At 68.3% G+C, this 16,484-nt stretch carries 15 protein-coding genes; 6 read left to right on the forward strand and 9 right to left on the reverse strand.

All coding sequences use genetic code 11. The features are described 5' to 3' along the window. Positions 1 to 49: 49 nt before the first annotated feature. From AC5Y7E_RS06190 to AC5Y7E_RS06200, 3 genes are read left to right on the forward strand one after another with little or no spacing between them, the layout of a single operon-like run. Complete coding sequence (locus AC5Y7E_RS06190; protein ID WP_499918070.1) at positions 50 to 445, forward strand: nitroreductase family deazaflavin-dependent oxidoreductase; 396 nt, start codon at positions 50 to 52, stop codon at positions 443 to 445. A 4-nt stretch (positions 446 to 449) separates the two neighbouring features. Further along, the gene (locus AC5Y7E_RS06195; protein ID WP_499948007.1) at positions 450 to 1,628 is read left to right on the forward strand and encodes an enolase C-terminal domain-like protein; all 1,179 of its coding nucleotides are present in this window, start codon (positions 450 to 452) and stop codon (positions 1,626 to 1,628) included. A 5-nt stretch (positions 1,629 to 1,633) separates the two neighbouring features. Then, the gene (locus tag AC5Y7E_RS06200; RefSeq protein WP_499948008.1) at positions 1,634 to 2,551 is read left to right on the forward strand and encodes a ketopantoate reductase family protein; all 918 of its coding nucleotides are present in this window, start codon (positions 1,634 to 1,636) and stop codon (positions 2,549 to 2,551) included. 68 nt (positions 2,552 to 2,619) lie between these two features. Here AC5Y7E_RS06200 and AC5Y7E_RS06205 read toward each other — a convergent pair whose 3' ends face one another. The 3 genes from AC5Y7E_RS06205 to AC5Y7E_RS06215 are packed head-to-tail and all read right to left on the reverse strand — an operon-like array spanning position 2,620 to position 6,527. Then, the gene (locus AC5Y7E_RS06205; protein WP_499948009.1) at positions 2,620 to 3,975 is read right to left on the reverse strand and encodes an amino acid permease; all 1,356 of its coding nucleotides are present in this window, start codon (positions 3,973 to 3,975) and stop codon (positions 2,620 to 2,622) included. A 42-nt stretch (positions 3,976 to 4,017) separates the two neighbouring features. Then, positions 4,018 to 5,376: an MFS transporter gene (locus tag AC5Y7E_RS06210; protein ID WP_499948010.1), complete on the reverse strand. Its 1,359-nt coding sequence runs from the start codon at positions 5,374 to 5,376 to the stop codon at positions 4,018 to 4,020. Between the two features lie 5 nt (positions 5,377 to 5,381). Next, complete coding sequence (locus tag AC5Y7E_RS06215) at positions 5,382 to 6,527, reverse strand: LLM class flavin-dependent oxidoreductase (protein WP_499948011.1); 1,146 nt, start codon at positions 6,525 to 6,527, stop codon at positions 5,382 to 5,384. 402 nt (positions 6,528 to 6,929) lie between these two features. Between AC5Y7E_RS06215 and AC5Y7E_RS06220 the strand changes: the two genes are divergently transcribed. Then, positions 6,930 to 7,805 (forward strand): alpha/beta hydrolase, encoded by an 876-nt coding sequence (locus AC5Y7E_RS06220; RefSeq protein WP_499948326.1) that lies wholly within the window; start codon positions 6,930 to 6,932, stop codon positions 7,803 to 7,805. A gap of 51 nt (positions 7,806 to 7,856) precedes the next feature. After that, positions 7,857 to 9,980, forward strand: a complete 2,124-nt coding sequence (locus tag AC5Y7E_RS06225) for an acyltransferase family protein (RefSeq protein WP_499948327.1) — start codon at positions 7,857 to 7,859, stop codon at positions 9,978 to 9,980. Positions 9,981 to 10,226: 246 nt separating this feature from the next. Here the strand turns inward: AC5Y7E_RS06225 and AC5Y7E_RS06230 are convergent, their stop codons facing one another. Beyond that, positions 10,227 to 10,913 (reverse strand): Rv0518 family GDSL lipase, encoded by a 687-nt coding sequence (locus AC5Y7E_RS06230; protein ID WP_499948012.1) that lies wholly within the window; start codon positions 10,911 to 10,913, stop codon positions 10,227 to 10,229. A 90-nt stretch (positions 10,914 to 11,003) separates the two neighbouring features. Beyond that, entirely contained in the window at positions 11,004 to 12,239 is a 1,236-nt protein-coding gene (locus AC5Y7E_RS06235) for an acyltransferase family protein (protein WP_499948013.1), read from the reverse strand. 358 nt (positions 12,240 to 12,597) lie between these two features. Between AC5Y7E_RS06235 and AC5Y7E_RS06240 the strand changes: the two genes are divergently transcribed. Further along, positions 12,598 to 13,038, forward strand: a complete 441-nt coding sequence (locus tag AC5Y7E_RS06240; protein ID WP_499918062.1) for an STAS domain-containing protein — start codon at positions 12,598 to 12,600, stop codon at positions 13,036 to 13,038. Here the strand turns inward: AC5Y7E_RS06240 and AC5Y7E_RS06245 are convergent. The 4 genes from AC5Y7E_RS06245 to AC5Y7E_RS06260 are packed head-to-tail and all read right to left on the reverse strand — an operon-like array spanning position 13,033 to position 16,475. Further along, on the reverse strand, positions 13,033 to 13,275 hold the full coding sequence (locus AC5Y7E_RS06245; protein ID WP_499918061.1) for a hypothetical protein: 243 nt from the start codon (positions 13,273 to 13,275) through the stop codon (positions 13,033 to 13,035). The two genes, AC5Y7E_RS06240 and AC5Y7E_RS06245, sit on opposite strands and share 6 nt — an antisense overlap. Then, positions 13,272 to 13,817 (reverse strand): transport-regulating membrane protein Mce1N, encoded by a 546-nt coding sequence (mce1N, locus tag AC5Y7E_RS06250; protein WP_499948014.1) that lies wholly within the window; start codon positions 13,815 to 13,817, stop codon positions 13,272 to 13,274. The genes AC5Y7E_RS06245 and mce1N overlap by 4 nt, the downstream gene beginning before the upstream one ends. A gap of 13 nt (positions 13,818 to 13,830) precedes the next feature. Further along, positions 13,831 to 14,811, reverse strand: a complete 981-nt coding sequence (gene hemB / locus AC5Y7E_RS06255; protein ID WP_499918059.1) for a porphobilinogen synthase — start codon at positions 14,809 to 14,811, stop codon at positions 13,831 to 13,833. Positions 14,812 to 14,813: 2 nt separating this feature from the next. Continuing rightward, positions 14,814 to 16,475, reverse strand: coding sequence for a bifunctional uroporphyrinogen-III C-methyltransferase/uroporphyrinogen-III synthase (locus AC5Y7E_RS06260; protein ID WP_499918058.1), 1,662 nt, complete (start codon positions 16,473 to 16,475; stop codon positions 14,814 to 14,816). Positions 16,476 to 16,484 lie beyond the last annotated feature (9 nt).

Genomic DNA, 16,484 nt, shown 5'->3' on the forward strand with positions numbered 1-16,484 from the left:
CGCCGAGGCGGGGTTGTCCTCGTCCCGCGCCTGCGAGTTGGATAGCGGTATGCAACTCCCAGAAGGGCTCGCCCGGTTCAACCGTCACGTCACCAACCCGATTCAGCGGATGTGGGCCGGTTGGCTCCCGCCGTTCGGGATCGTCGAGCATGTTGGCCGCCGCTCCGGCAAGACGTACCGAACACCCGTGAACGTGTTCAACACCGAGGTCAACGGCAAACCCGGGGTGGCCATCGTGCTGACCTACGGCCCCGACCGGGATTGGCTGAAGAACCTGAAGGCGGCGGGCGGTGGCCGGCTGCGCAGCAAGGGCAAGACCATCGACATCGCGGATCCGCGCGTGGTCACCAGGGACGAGGCGGCGGCGTACGTAACACGCGGGGTGCGACGGGTTTTCGCCCGGCTGCCGTTCGAGCAAGCGGTACTGCTCACGCGGACTTCCTGACACCATGCGGATCGCGGCGATCGTCGAGCGGGCGGTCGCCCTCGCCGGCGGGCCACGCGGCGGTCCGGCCAACGCGGTGGTCGACTTCTCCCACCACACGGTCTCGCTGGTCGCAGTCGTCACCGATGTGATCCGGCACGGGCGGCCCGTGGTGGGCGTGGCTTTCGATTCGATCGGCCGGTTCGCCCAGAGTGGAATCCTGCGCGACCGGATGATCCCGAGGCTGCTCGCGGCGCCTCCCGACGTGCTGCTGGATGCGTCCGGATACCTCGACCCCGCGGCGGTTCTGGCGTGCGCGCTCACCGACGAGAAGCCCGGCGGTCATGGCGATCGGGCGGCGGCCGCGGCCGCGCTGGAACTGGCCTGCTGGGACTTGAACGCGAAACTGCGCGACGAGCCGGCCTGCGTGACCATCGCCCGCCACGCCGGACGCGACCCCGCGCCGTCGGTGCCGGTGTACGCCGCCGGTGGCTACTACTACGCCGACGGCGGCGTCGAACGGTTGCGCTGCGAAATACGGGGGTACCTCGACGCCGGCTATGACGCGGTCAAGGTGAAGATCGGCGGAGCCGCGTTGGCCGAGGACCTCGCGCGGATCGATGCCGTCGTCGACATCGTCGGCGACGCGGCGCGGGTCGCCGTGGACGCCAACGGCCGGTTCGGCCAAACCGAGGCAACCCGCTGGGCGAACGCGCTGGCCCCCTACGGCCTGCGCTGGTACGAAGAGCCGGGCGATCCCCTCGATTACGCGCTGAACCGGGCGGTGGCGGAGTGCTACGACGGAGCGGTGGCCACGGGGGAAAACCTGTTTTCGGTCCCGGATGTGACCAATCTGTTGCGTTACGGCGGAATGCGGCCCAATCATGATGTCTTCCAAATGGATCCGGGCCTGAGCTACGGCCTGACCGAATACATTCGGATGCTCGACGTCGCGGCGTCGCATGGCTTTGATCGCCGCTTCGCGTTCCCACACGGCGGCCACCTGATCAACCTGCATGTCGCGGCCGGGCTGGGCCTGGGCGGATGCGAGGCCTACCCGGGCGTGTTCGCCCCGTTCGGCGGCTACTCCGACGGGTGCGCGCTGTCGGCGGGCCGGGTCTCGCCGACCGACGCCGCGGGCTTCGGGCTCGAACAGAAGGCGGGCCTGGCCGAACTGATCGCCGAGCTGACCGACGGGAGATAGCGCGGATGAAGATCGCCGTAATCGGTTGCGGTGCCATGGGTTCCATCTATGCCGCGAGGCTGGCGGCGGCGGGCCACGATGTGCTGGCCGTGGACCGCCATCGGGCCGGCATCGACCAGATCGCCCGGCACGGGCTGCGGGTCACCGGCCCGGGCTACGACCAGGTGGTGGCGCTGCGGGCGAGCACCACCGCGCCGGACGAGGCGATGGACCTGATCGTGCTCGCCGTCAAGGCGGCCGACGTGAAAGCCGGTGCGCGACAAGCCCTTTCGATGCTCGGTCCGGCCACGCCGGTGTTGACCATCCAGAACGGCCTGGGATCGGCGGAGACGGTGGCGGGCATCGTCGGCGAGGAGCGGGTCGCGGTCGGAATCGCCAGCGGATTCGGTGCGGCGACCGTGGCCCCCGGACACGTCCGGCACAACGCCATGAAGGCGATGCGGTTCGGCGCGTATTCGTCGCTGCCGCACTCGACCGTCGAAACGATCGCCCGCGCGTGGACGGCCGCCGGATTCGATGCGGCCGCGGTCACCGACATCGCGGCCATGCAGTGGGAGAAGCTCATCTGCAACGCCGCCTACAGCGCCCCGTGCGCGCTGACCGGCATGACCGTCGGGCAGGTGATGGACGACCCGGAGATGGCGCCGGTCAGCCAGGCGGCCGCGACGGAGGCGTGGACCGTCGCGCGGGCGTCGGGCATCGCCGTCGCCGTCACCGATGCGGTCGAACACGTCCGCGCCTTCGGCGCGCAGATGCCCGACGCCAAACCGTCGGCCCTGCTGGACCACGAGGCGCGCCGGGTCAGCGAGATCGACGTCATCAACGGCGCGGTCCCGCGCCAGGGCGCCCGGGTGGGGGTCGCGGCGCCGGTGAACGCGACGCTGACCGCGCTGATCAAGTCGATCGAACGGCGATGGAGCTGACTGGATGTGCGTCACGGCGCCACATCGGCACCGGAACGGTCATTCCTCATGTGCGAGTTCGGAATTGGCTAGCGCGTCTGAGAGGGAGTCCGGCCGCGCGATCGCGCGAGGAAGTACACCCCGATCACCACCGCCCAGGACAGCAGGCTGAGCCACAGCTGGCTGCGCGCGGTGTGGTCGAACGCCATTTGCACCAGCACGGCGGTGATTCCGGTCAAAGTGAGGATGGACAACACCGGGTAGAACCACATCTTCACCGTCAGCTTTTCGGCGGGTGTCCGGCGGCGCAGGATGATCTGCGAGCACGCGATCAGCCAATAGACGAACAAGATGATGGCGCCCGACGAGTTGAGCAGGAAGAGGAACACCGTGTTCGGCGCGACGCGCGCCATGATGACGCACAAGAACCCGACCGCCGACGAACACAGGATCGCGAAGTGGGGCACGCCGCGCCCGCTGAGTTTGACCAATCGGGTCGGCGCTTCACCGCGCTCGGCGAGCACGAACAGCATGCGCGAGGCGGTGTAGAGACCGGAATTCAGGCAGGACAGCACCGCGGTCAGCACGACGGCGTTCATCACCTGGTCCGCGCCGGGAAGCCCCAGGTGTTTGAGCGCGGCGACGTACGGCGAGGCGCCGAGTTCCACGGAATCCCAAGGCAACAGCGCCGCGAGCAGGAAGACCGAACCGACGAAGAAGATCCCGATGCGGGCCACCACCGATCGGGTCGCCTTCTGGACCGCGAGCTCGGGGTCGCGGCTTTCCGCGGCGGCGACGGTGACGATCTCGGCGCCGACCATGGAAAAGATCACCACCACGATGGCGGCGAACACCGCACCCACGCCGTGGGGAAAGAACCCGCCGTGTGCCTGCAGATTGGCCAGGCCCCCACGATGGCCGGGCACCAACCCCAGAACGTACGCCGTGCCCACGATCAAGAAGATCACGATCGTCGCGACTTTGATTCCGGCGAACCAGAATTCGAATTCGCCAAAGGACGACACCGAGAACAGGTTGGTCGCGGTCATCAACACCATCAGGCACAGCGACAGCAGCCATAGCGGCGCATGGAACCAGTAGTTGAGCACCTTCCCGCCGGCGACCGCCTCGAAGCCCACCACGATCACCCAGAAATACCAATACAGCCACGCGACGGAGAATCCCGCCCAGCCGCCCAGGGCCTTGGCCGCGTAGTCGGCGAACGATCCGGTCGACGGGTTCGCGGCCGCCATCTCACCGAGCATCCGCATCACCAGGACGATGAGCAGACCGCAAAGGGCGTAGGTGAGGAACGCCGCCGGGCCGGTGTCCTTGATCACCACACCCGACCCGACGAACAGTCCGGCACCGATCACGCCCCCGAGCGCGATCATGCTGAGCTGCCGCTGCGACAACCCTTGGCGTAGTTGCGGATTGACACCCATGCCCGGACGCTATCCGGCTTTGGGACCCGCAGCAACAACGACTTACAGGTAGAGGTCTCGATCGCGAATCAAAGCAGTGGCGACCACACTGATCACCGCCGTCGCAACCAGGTACCCGCATGCCAGCCACGGCGCACCGCCGAGCGCCGCGATCAGCGCGGTCAGGATCATCGGCGTGACGCCGGAGGCGTAGATTCCCGAGACCTGGTAGACGAACGACAATCCGGTATAGCGCGTATTCGTGGGATACAGCGCGGAATACAGCGTGCCCTGCGCGCCATAGAACAGCGCGTGCACCGCGCCGAACACGACGATCATCGCCAGCCCGAACCACACCAGGTTTTTGGTGCCGAACAAAGCGAACGCCGGAAAGGCCGCCAGGCCGTAGCAGGCGATGCCGGCCAGGTGCACCCGCCGCGGACCGAAGCGCTCGGTCAAGCGTCCCGATACCGGCAGCAGCACCGCCATCACCAGGGCGGCGATCGTCACCACCACAAGCACCGAAACCCGGTTCAACCCCAGGGCACCGGTTGCGTAACTGATGGCGAAAACGCCCCAGGTGTTGAACGCCGAGCCCTCGGCCCATCGCGACAGCAGGCCCAGCAGCGTGTTGCGCCGGGAGCGCGGCTCGCGGACGATGTCGCGGATCGGCACGGTGGACGCGGTCTGCAGGTCCTGCAACTCGCGGAACGCCGGTGTCTCGTCGACCCGCAGCCGGACCACGATGCCGATCACGACCAGCAGCACGCTCAGCAGGAACCCGACGCGCCAGCCGTAGGAGAGAAACCGCGCCGGCCCCAAGACGACTTGCAGAGCGGCGAATATGCCGGTGCCCAAGGCCAATCCGAGCGCCAAACCGATCTGCGGAATCGCCCCGAAGCGGCCGCGGCGGTCGCCGGGGCTGTGCTCGACGGCCAGCAGCACCGCCCCGCCCCATTCACCGCCGAGCGCGAAACCCTGCAGGACGCGCAAGACCAGCAGCAGCACCGGCGCCCATGCCCCGATCTGGGCCGCCGTCGGCAATGCACCGATCAGTGCCGTCGCGCCGCCCATGATGAGCATGGTCAGCGCGAGGCTGCGCTTGCGACCGATACGGTCGCCGATGTGGCCGAACACCAGGCCCCCGATGGGCCGCATGACGAACCCTACGGCGAAGGTTGCGAACGCCAATAGCGTTCCCACCAAGGAACTCTCGTTGGGAAAGAACAGCTTGTTGAACACCAGGCCGGCCGCGGTGGCATACAGGAAGAAGTCGTACCACTCGACCGTGGTGCCCAGCAGGCTCGCCGCGACGACGATGCGCAGCCGCCGGCGCTGCTGCTCGGCGGGTTCGTCGACCGCGTCGGCCAGCCCGGTGGCGATCCCGGCGTCGGGAACCGACGCCGGCAAGGTTGCGGCCATGGCCGTCAGTGCGCCGAGGCGACCGCGAACGGCGTCGCCGCTGCCGGGTGCGACTGGCGGTTGGGGTGCCGCCACAAACCCATCCGTTCGAGCAACGGCAGGACGCCCTCACCGAACCAGTAGGCCTCCTCCAAATGCGGATATCCCGACAGGATGAAGTGTCTGATGCCCAATTTGGCGTATTCGGCCAGCCGCTCGGCGACTTCGGCATGCGACCCGACCAGCGCGGTGCCCGCTCCCCCGCGAACCAGCCCCACCCCGGCCCACAGGTTGGGCGCCACCAGTAATTTGCTGCTGTCGCCGCCGTGCAGGTCCAGCATGCGGCGCTGTCCTTCGGATTCGCTGCGCGCCAGGCTGGCCTGCACGCGTTCGACGTCGGCCGGGTCGATCGCGGCCAGCAACCGGTCAGCTTCGGCCCACGCCTCGGCGGCCGTATCGCGGCTGATGACGTGAATCCGTAAGCCGTACTGCAGGATACGGCCGGCATCGACGGCGAGCCCGCGAATCCAGTCGAGCTTCTTGGCCACCGCGGTCAGCGGCTCACCCCAGGTGAGATACACATCGGAGTGCTTGGCCGCCACCGGTCCGGCGGCTGCCGAGGACCCGCCGAAGAACACTGCCGGTATCGGGTCCGGCGGGTTGTTCAGCTGTGCGTCCTGCACCTGAATGTGTTCTCCGGCAAAGGATACCGGCTCCTTGGAGGTCCACAGCTGGCGCACCACATGCAAGAACTCTGCGGTGCGCGCGTAGCGCGCCTCCTTGTCCAGGAAATCACCGTACGCCCGTTGCTCGTGCGGTTCACCGCCGGTGACCACATTGAGCAGCAGCCGGCCCTCGGAGTGCCGCTGGAAGGTGCCGGCCATCTGGGCGGCCAGGGTCGGACTCAGCATGCCGGGACGGAACGCGACCAAAAACTTCAATGTCTCGGTCGATTCAACCAGCATCGCCGTCGTCAGCCACGCATCCTCACACCACAGCCCGGTAGGCGTGAGGACGGCTTCGAAACCGTTGTCCTCGGCGGCCGCGCAGATCTGGTGCAGATACTTCAGAGTTGCCGGCCGGTCGCCGGACATCGCCGTGCCGTGCCCGCCCGCGACCAGATTCCGCGAATCGCCGTAGGTCGGCAGAAACCAATGAAACGCGAGACTCAATGCACCATCCTCTTTCGCCTCTGAGCACTAAAGGATCCATCCTTCTCAAAGCGGCGCCGGCGGGCGAGGGTTGAAACCTGCGAGATTGCATCCCGGGCGGGACGCCGCCTACACCGCGGCGCCCGACGGCCGCGCGCGCCTGGCCGCACGGGCGAGGTGCCGCGCAGGACGGGCCGCGTGACCGCGTCTCCCGCTGTCCCGGAAGGCAATACGATCGCAATGATTCGGCGCGCGGCAACCGGCGGAATCGGCGCTACCATGACTACGATCCGGTGCGACAGGCGCAACTCGGCGCCGGGCGGTGGCCGAAAGGATCACCGCTGCGTGACCGAAAGGTCACGCCAGATCACACAATGCTTCCAATACGGCGTGGCTCGGCGGGTAATCCCCGCTCAGCGCGGCATCATTGCGATCATGCCTGACCTCACACGCCGAGCGGTGCTCCGGATGGGCGCCGGTGCCAGCCTCGGAGCCGCCGGCGTGCTCACCTTCAGCTCGCTGCTGGCTCCGGCCGCTTCGCGCGCCGCGACATGGCCGCAGGCTCCCGCGCCGTTCGAGCCGTCGGCGGCGGGCAAGACCCTGCCGACCCGGCTCACCGGGTCGTTCGTGTCGGCGGCCCGCGGGGGCATCAAGACGAATTACGTGATCGCCATGCCGCCGGGCCAGACCGGGGCGCTGCGCCCGGTGATCGCACTGCACGGGATGGACGGCGACGCCAACCAGATGATCGACATGGGCGTCCCGGACGGGCTCGCCAAGCTGGCCAAGGAGGGCAAGCCGCCGTTCGCGGTCGTCGGCGTCGACGGCGGCAACACCTATTGGCATAAAAGGACTTCCGGCGAGGACTCCGGTGCCATGGTGCTCGACGAGTTGCTGCCGATGCTGTCCACCATGGGTTTCGATACCTCCCGGGTCGGTTTCATGGGGTGGTCGATGGGCGGATACGGCGCGCTGCGCCTGGGGGCCAAACTGGGGCCGGCGCGGACGGCCGGCATCTGCGCGATCAGCCCGGCGTTATACACCTCGTATCCGCTGAGCGCGCCCGGGGCGTTCGACAGCAACGACGACTTCGTGCAGAACAGCGTGTTGGGCCTGCCCGCGCTGAATTCGATTCCGCTGCGGGTGGACTGCGGCAACTTCGACCGCTTCTATTTCGCCACAAAGCAATTCGTCTATCAGTTGAAGACCCAGCCGGCGGGCAGTTTCTCCCTCGGCGGACACGACGTCGCCTACTGGCGCAGCCAGTTGCCCGGTGAGCTTGCCTGGATGGCGACCTAGCGGAGCCAGATGACACTTCGGGAGGAATCGGTCGCCGGCACCCCACACCAGTTGGGGCGGCGTACTTCTCGAAGGGGCTTCCGGCCCGACATCGAGGGGCTGCGCGCCGTCGCCGTGATCGCGGTCGTGCTCTACCACGCGGGCATCCCGGGAATCACCGGCGGCTACATCGGTGTGGACGTCTTCTTCGTCATCTCCGGCTTCCTGATCACCGGGTTGCTTTTCCGCGAGGCGAGCACCACGAATACCGTTGCGCTGGGCCGGTTTTACGGAGCCCGCGCCCGGCGGCTGCTGCCGGCCGCGGCCATCGTCGGCACCAGCACCGCGATCGGCGCGGCCGCGGTGCTGCCCCCGCTGCAGGCGCGCAGCGTGTTTCTCGACGGCGTCGCCAGCGCCCTGTATGTCGGCAACTACCGGTTTGCGGTGCGCGGCACCGACTACCTGGGCTCCGACGCCCCATCGCCCTTCCAGCACTACTGGTCCCTGGGGGTGGAAGAGCAGTTCTACCTGGTGTGGCCGGTGCTGATCATCGCGGTCGCGTGGTCGGCCGGGCGCATCCCGCGGCTTCGCGGAGCCGCGACGCGCATGACGCCGTATGCGGTGATCCTCGCCGTCGTCGCCGTGGCGTCGTTGGCGGCGGGCGCGCTGTGGACCCGCATCTCGCCGTCGTGGGCGTTCTTCTCGCTGCCCACCCGCGCCTGGGAGCTGGCCGCCGGTGGCCTGGTGGCGCTGTCGCTTCAGCAGTGGCGCCGGCTGTCGGTGCGGACCGCCTCGATCGCCGGGTGGGGCGGTTTGGCGCTGATCCTGCTCACCTGCACCCAACTCGACTCCCACACCCCGTATCCCGGCACCGAGGCGCTGCTGCCCGTGCTGGGCACCGCGCTCATCATCGGCGGCGGCGCCGTCACCGGCGGGCTGGGGCCCGGTCGGCTGCTGTGTCGCCCGGCGATGCGCGCGATCGGCCGCATCTCCTACTCGTGGTATTTGTGGCACTGGCCGGTGCTGTTGCTGATGCCCGCGCTGCTCGGGGAGCCGGCGGGGCTCCCGGCCCGGCTGAGCGCGGCGGCCGTCTCCGCCGGGCTCGCCGTCATCACGTTGCATCTGGTGGAGAACCCCGGCCGCTTCGCCGCGGCGCTGCGCCGGTCGGCGAAGGTCAGCCTGGTGGTGGCGGGCGGCGCCAGTGCCGCCACCGCGTGCGCGTGCATGTTGCTGCTCAACGTCATCCCCGCGCCGGTGGGCCACGGGGTGGCGGCCCCACGCGCCAACATCACCGCGGCGTCGCCGACCAGCATCCCGGCCATCAGCCCCCAGGAAGCGGCGGTTCGTCACGCGTTCGATCAAGCCCGCGAGGCGCTCGCCGCGGCCGTCGGCCTGCGAGCCGTCCCGTCGAACCTGGACCCGCCGCTGGCCACGGCGCCCGCCGACAAGGCCGCCGTGTTCGTCAACGGCTGCGTGCGGTCCTGGCGCGACGTCGGACAAAGCGAGTGCGCCACCGGTGACACCGCCTCGCCGACCACCGTCGCGCTGATCGGTGACTCGCACGCCGCCATGTGGAATCCCGCCTTCGAAGAACTCGCCGAGCAGCGGCACTGGCGGCTGGAGACGCTGGCCAAGGTCACCTGCCCGCTGCAAGACCTGCACATCGCGAGCCCGTACCTGGGCCGCGAATACACCGAATGCGAGCAGTGGCGCGCGCAGATCATGGATCGGATGAACGCCGAACACCCGCGCCTGATCGTGTTGAACATGAGCCGGCGCTACGGCGCAGACTTCGGCTTCACCTCCTACGACCCGGCATGGATCGACACCGTGGGACGCACCGTGGCGCAGTTGCGCGGCACCGGCGCGACCGTCCTCGTGTTGGGACCCGCCCCCGACCCGCATGCGTCCGCGCCGACGTGCCTGTCCGCCCACCTCGACGACGTAAGCGCCTGTACGCCAACCAAATCCGACGCAGTAGACGGCGACGGGATCGCCGCTGAGCAGGCGGTGACGGTCCGCAGCGGGGGCCACTACGCCGACCTGACCGACATGTTCTGCACGCCCGACCGCTGCCCGATCATCGTCGGCAACACCCTGGTGTTCCGCGACGACAACCATGTGACAACCGAATACGCGCGGTTGGTGGCGCCGCTGATGGGCGCGCTCGCCGACCGCGCCCTGGCGAAGGGATGAGTTGTGAATGAACTTCTCGTGGCTGACCAACGTCAGATCAGTGAAGGACTTTTGGAGGTTTTCGGGTCATGTCACCGCTATTGCTGGTCTGCGTCGCAGTAGCCGCGCCCTTCGCCGGAATCGGGTTCCTCCACGTCCAGGACCGCTTGGAGCGCTGGGACTACGAGCGGCACGCGGACGACTGAGTTCGAAACTCGTTGCCGCGCGGCGGTTTCGGCTCGGCCACCCCGGCGGGCCCGCCCTGAGTCAGGTCGACAGCTGCGACCGGATGAGGGGCGCGATCTTGTCCGCCATGTACTGATGGCCCGCATCGTTCGGATGCACCCCATCGGCACCGATCAGGTCGGGCCGGCCGACGAACCAATGCTCGGCGATCGGGTCGATGAACGTCGCCCCCGCCGCCCCGGCGGCGCCGGCGAGGACGTCGCGAATCAAGAACATCGACGGCGGCACGTCGGCGGTCGGCCACGGCGGTCCGATCACCAGCAACCGCGCCGCGGGGGCCAGCCGGCGCCCCAGATCCAAAGCGGCGTTGGTCTTCACGGTCAGCGTCCCGGGATCGACACCCTGGTCGTTGCGGGAGCCGAAGAACACCACCAGCGCGTCGTCGGGCTGGACCGCCCGGGCCGTCAGATCCTCGAAGACGCTGCCGTGGTCGCCCGGGGTGGCATAGCCGGCCCTGCCCTCGGCCGCCACACTGCCTGAGATTCGCGAACCCCGCGAACCGAGCACCTGCCAGGCGCGCGACGGCCACGATCTCGATCCCAGCCCGCCCTCACTGGTTCCGGTGGTGTACGAATCCCCCACCACCGCGACATGATTCAGCCGAAAGTCGAGCGTCAGTGTCTCGTAGGTGCGCACCTGCGCCGGACATGCGATGCCCACGCCCGCCAGAAAACTCAACCCAATGAGAAAGGTGGCCAGACGACTCACTCTCACCTCCACTGTCGACGGCATAGTCGGGTGCCGCCGAGTCCTCATCAAGTATTCCCCGGGAGTCGCGGCCGGCCGCTGAGGCGGCCGTCACACCGCGCGGGCCGAAACCGCTTCCAGCGGACGGTCGATCGGAAGCAGCTTACTGCCCGACTCGCCGGGATCGCTTGTCGCGGTGACGGCTCTGACATCGACCATCTTGCGCATCCAGCGGCGGGCGGGCTCTTCGACGCCGTGATACAGCAGCACCGAGGTGATTAGGGCAATCGCCAGCAGGCCGATGACGTTCCATTTCCATGGGTCCTCGGAGGTGTTGAGCTCGAATTGCTCCACGGCCCAACCCCAGGCGGTGTGCACCAGCTCATGCACCATGTACAGGCAGAACGAGATCTTGCCGCCGTACACCATCACCCGCGCCGACAGGACCCTCGGCAGGCTGCCGAGCCCGATGGCCAGCGAGATGACCAGCGGAACGAACAACACGTCGACGACGCCGCCGCTGTCGTTCTCCACCACTCCCGATATCGGATGCGCGCCAAACCAATACAGCACGCCCACCATCGCGGCCAGGAGTAGCAGGGAGACGTATCCCGCGACGCGGCGGCCACGGTCGCTGAGCCGCAGCCTGCGTACGGCGGCACAGGCCAGCGCTCCCGCCGTGAACTGCGTGACGATTCGCGGCAGCCAACTCCACGGCGTGTAGAAGTGGCCGCTGGCGAGCAACATCAACACCGGCGGCAGCGATGCCGCGAATGCCAGGACCATCAGGCTGCGCGCCCTGGTCGCCTGTTTCATCCGCAACAAGACCAGCACCAAGACGGCGAACAGCACATAGGCCAGCCATTCCGCGCTGATCGACCAGGCCGGGCCGTCCCAACTCGAATCGTCGAAGAACGGCACGAACCACAACTGCACCAACAGGATCTGGCGCACATAGCTGATCGCGGTGAGCTGCGCGGCATCCGGCGACGGCACATGGCCGACGTGCAGGGTGAAGATCACCCACAGGGCGGCGAGGTGCAGCGTGACCAGGTACACCGGCCACACCCGGGCCAGTCGCAGCCACAGGAAATGCAGGGTCGCGCGGGTCGACCAGGATCGCCCCATGCGATCGAGGTAGTTGTACGTCAGCACGAACCCGCTGAGGATGAAGAAGAGGTCGACGCCCTGCGCGCCGCAATTCAGCACCGGCGCGAGAGCGTCGCGGAAGTCGGTGGACACATCGCCGAGCATCGGCCGGAAGTGGAAAAGCACCACCCAGACCGCGGCGACGATACGGAGCCCCGTCAGGGCCGTGATCTCGCCCCTGATCTCTACGCCCCGCACGCTGCTCTTCCCGTCCGAATCCTGCTGTTTCGTCCTGCACTCCGATTGAGTGGAAAATCTCGCCGAGTGAAAGCACCGACCAGCAACCGGCAGCCTTGGCAGCCTAGCAGCGCGATCGCCGCCATGCGGGGACGGTCGTGGTGTGGCACACCGGATTCGGGGTATTCCTTTGGCTCGATATCGCGCTAAGCGTTTGCTCAGCGCAATATCCCGGCCGGCCCGCAAATGTTTCTTAGCAAAGCGTTAGACACGGCTTTCGGTCTCCTTATGCTTGGCGCCTAGCGTCGGAAACGTCCTTTGGCGAGCGTCCAAGCACCGCCGAAGACGGCGCGAGCGCCACGGAGAGTGAGGGGTCCGCATGACGATCGCAGGCAGCCAGACCGGCCACGACAACTGCGTGTTTGACTGCGCGGGCGCGCAGGTCCGGGCGCACCATCGCCACCTCGCGACGGTCGTGCACATTCGCGGCGAAATAACCGATGTGAACGTCGACCGCATCAGCGATCACATTGCGCGTTTCACCCTCGGAGAAAACCCTGTCGTGCTCGACGTGGCCGACGTCAACGGATTTGCTGAGACCGGTATCTCGCTGCTGTACGCGTTCGACGCCGATTGTCGCGCCGCGGGGGTGGATTGGACCCTGGTCGCCAGCTCAGCGGTGACCCAGGTGCTGGACGACACCGGTCATGACGCGAACTTTCCGATCATGCGCTCGGTTCACGAGGCCCTGCAGGATCGTGCGGAGGCCATCGCGCTGCGCCGCCGGATGGCGCTGCCGCTGGTCAAGAAGCCGCTATAGTCGCGCGCGCCGCAGCCTGGCAGCCGCGATGACCGCCAGCACCCCGGCGCTCGTCACCAGCACCAGCGTCAGCAGCAGCAGCTGTGGGTCGTAGGTCAGCGACGTGGTGGCGGGCTCGCCGTTCGCGATGGGAGCCACCGTCACCGTGTGATGCGAGTGCCACCAGCTCAGTGCCGAGCAGATGAGCGCGACGCAGGCCAGGCCGAGCTCGAGCGCTGCGCGGTAGCGGGGGTTCACTGGGCCGTCCCGGCGTCGTCGTCCCGGTCCCCGTCGATCGATGGGGTGGGCTCCACCCGCTCCTGGACCAGCGGGGTCAGCGCGGCTCTCAGCTGACGATGACGGCGTGCCCACGCCTGGGCCGTGCGCCGGTTGGTGAGTTTGAGACCGATGCCGACGCGTCCGCGCGGCACTCCGACCAGTTCGCCGAGCGCCCGGGCCGACTGCCACCTCGCCACCTCTTTCTCGGAGGCTTCGCGGTCGTCGGGCTCGGGATACACCTTGACGATTTCGCGAACCAGAATCGTTTCGGTGCCCTGGCGCAGGGCGTCTTCGGTGAGCTCGACCGAGACGTGGATCCGTGCGGCCTTCACCTGTATCCCCAGGAACGCCGATACCATCACCAGGAAGATCGCGGGCACCACCAGCGACACCGGTGCACCGCTCCAGATTTCGATCAGGACCATGGCTGCCGCCGCGGCCGGGCCGCACGCCAACCACCACCAGCTGGCGCCGGGTTCGTAGAACAACGGCTTGGGCGCGGCGTCGCTGTCGGTAGTCATCGCAAGCCCCATCTCACGAGAGCCACCCTGCCGCATCCGCGGCCCAATAGGTGAGAACGATGTCGGCTCCGGCGCGCCGGATGCTGGTCAGCGACTCCAGCGCCGCGGCGCGCTCGTCGATCCAATTGTTCGCGGCGGCAGCGCAAATCATCGCGTACTCCCCCGACACTTGATAGGCGGCGACCGGAACGGGCGACACGTGTGCCGCGGCCGCGACCACGTCGAGATAACTCATCGCCGGCTTGACCATCACGATGTCGGCACCCTCGTCAAGATCGAGCTCGATCTCGCGCAGCGCCTCCCGGGCGTTGCCTGACTCCTGCTGATAGGTGCGCCGGTCGCCGGAGAGGCTGGAACTGACCGCCTCACGAAACGGGCCGTAGAACACCGAGGCGAATTTGGCGGCGTAGGCAAGGATCGCCACATCGGTGAAGCCTGACGCGTCCAATCCGTCGCGAATCGCCCCCACCTGTCCATCCATCATGCCGCTCGGCCCCACCACGTGAGCACCCGATTCAGCTTGGGCCACAGCGAGTTCCACGTACCGCGCCACGGTGGCGTCGTTGTCGACCCGGCCCCGGTCGTCCAGGACGCCGCAGTGACCGTGGTCGGTGAATTCGTCCAGGCAGGTGTCGGCCATCAATACGGTGGCGTCGCCGAGGTCCTTGGCCAAGTCCCGCAGGGCGACATTGAGGATGCCGTCGGGGTCGGTCCCGGTCGACCCGATCGAATCCTTGTCCTGCTCGCGGGGCACGCCGAACAGCATCAGCCCGCCCACCCCGGCGGCGACCGCAGCGGCGGCCGCGCTGCGCAACGAATCACGGGTGTGCTGCACCACGCCCGGCATGGAACCGATGGGCCGCGGTTCGTCGATGCCGTCGGCGACGAACATCGGCAGCACCAAATGCCTTGGCTCCAAGGATGTTTGCGCCACCAGACGACGCAAGGCCGGGGTGGTGCGGAGCCGACGCGGGCGCTGCCGCGGGTAGGCCACAGCTAGCGCCTGCGGCTCTTTTTGCGCGGCGGTGGCAGCGCACCCTCGGCGCGCAACCGCGCGGCGTGTTCGGCCAGCGCGTCCACCAGCGGGCCAACCGCGGCGGTCTCGGGCTGGACATCCACCCGCAGGCCGAATTCGGCTGCGGTTTCAGCGGTCTTGGGACCGATGCACGCGATGATCGTCCGCGCGTGCGGCTTGCCGGCGATGCCGACCAGGTTTCGCACCGTCGAGCTGGACGTGAAGCAGACCGCGTCGAATCCACCGGTCTTGATCATTTCCCGGGTCTCCGCCGGCGGCGGGGCGGCCCGCACCGTCCGGTAGGCGGTGACATCCTCGATCTCCCAGCCCCGTTCGCGCAGACCCTCGGCCAGCGTCTCGGTGGCGATGTCGGCCCGCGGCAGCAGAACCCGATTGACCGGGTCGAAAATGCTGTCGTAGGGCGGGAAGTCGTCGAGCAGGCCCAACGAGGACTGTTCACCGGCCGGCACCAGTTCGGGGCTGATCCCGAACGCCCGGACCCGGTCGGCGGTCGACTCGCCCACACACGCGATCTTCACTCCGGAGAAAGCGCGCGCGTCCAGACCGAACTCGCCGAACTTCTCCCACACCGCACGCACCGCGTTGGTAGAGGTGAACACCACCCACTGGAAGCGGCCGTCGACCAATCCCTTGACGGCCCTTTCCATCTGGGCCGGGCTGCGCGGCGGCTCGACGGCGATGGTCGGCACCTCGATCGGCAGCGCGCCGTAGGAGGTCAGGCGCTCGCTCATCTCGCCGGCCTGATCCTTGGTGCGCGGCACCAACACGGACCAGCCGTACAGCGCGCGGCTCTCCCACCAGTTCAGCTTCGCGCGGCTGGCGACCGTCTTGCCGATGGTCACCACCAGCGGGCCGGTCAGCGGACCGGCGGGGTCGGTGCCGCCCAGCACCGCCGAGTCGGTCAAGCCGTGCAGCGTGGTTTCGATGGAACGCTGCTGACAGGTGGTGCCGTGCGCGGTCACCACGCACGGGGTGTTCTCGGCCAGCTCGTGCTCGATCAGGGTGCGCGCGGCGTCGGCCAGATGCGACGACGTGGCCTGCAGAATCAGCGGACCGGGCGCCGCGGCCAGCGCCTCCCAATCCACATGTGGGTCACGCACGTCGGCGACCGTGTGCGAGGAGCCCAGCGGCAACCCCGCGTATGTCGGGACGGCATCGCTGGGGGCCAGCCCGGGCACGATCTCGATGTGCAGGTGGCTGCGCGCGATGGCGTTCACCTCGGTGATGACCGCGTCGACCGTCAGCGGGTCGCCCGCCACCAGCCGCACCACGTCGACGCCCGTCTTCGCCTCGGCGGTCAGCGTCTTGGCCACCTCGGCGGGGTCGCCCAGCGCCGGGCGGATATCGGGACCGCCGGATATCACCGCGGGTTGCGCCTTGCCCTGGACGGCGCCGCCGTCGCCGTTCGGGGCGGCCGCCTCGGCCGGGGCCGGGCCGGAAACCGGTGGCAGGTCCTTGCCGATCAGGGCCAGCACCGGCTCAGGCACGTCCGGATCGGTGAACACCAAAGCGGCGTTCGCCAGCACCGTGGCGGCCCGGGTCGTCAGCAATCCCGGGTCACCCGGGCCGGAGCCCACGTACGTGATGCGGCCGGGTGTCGGCTTACGCCCTCGCGTCGTCATTGTCGCTCC

The organism is Mycobacterium sp. NGS17 (genome assembly GCF_059813205.1).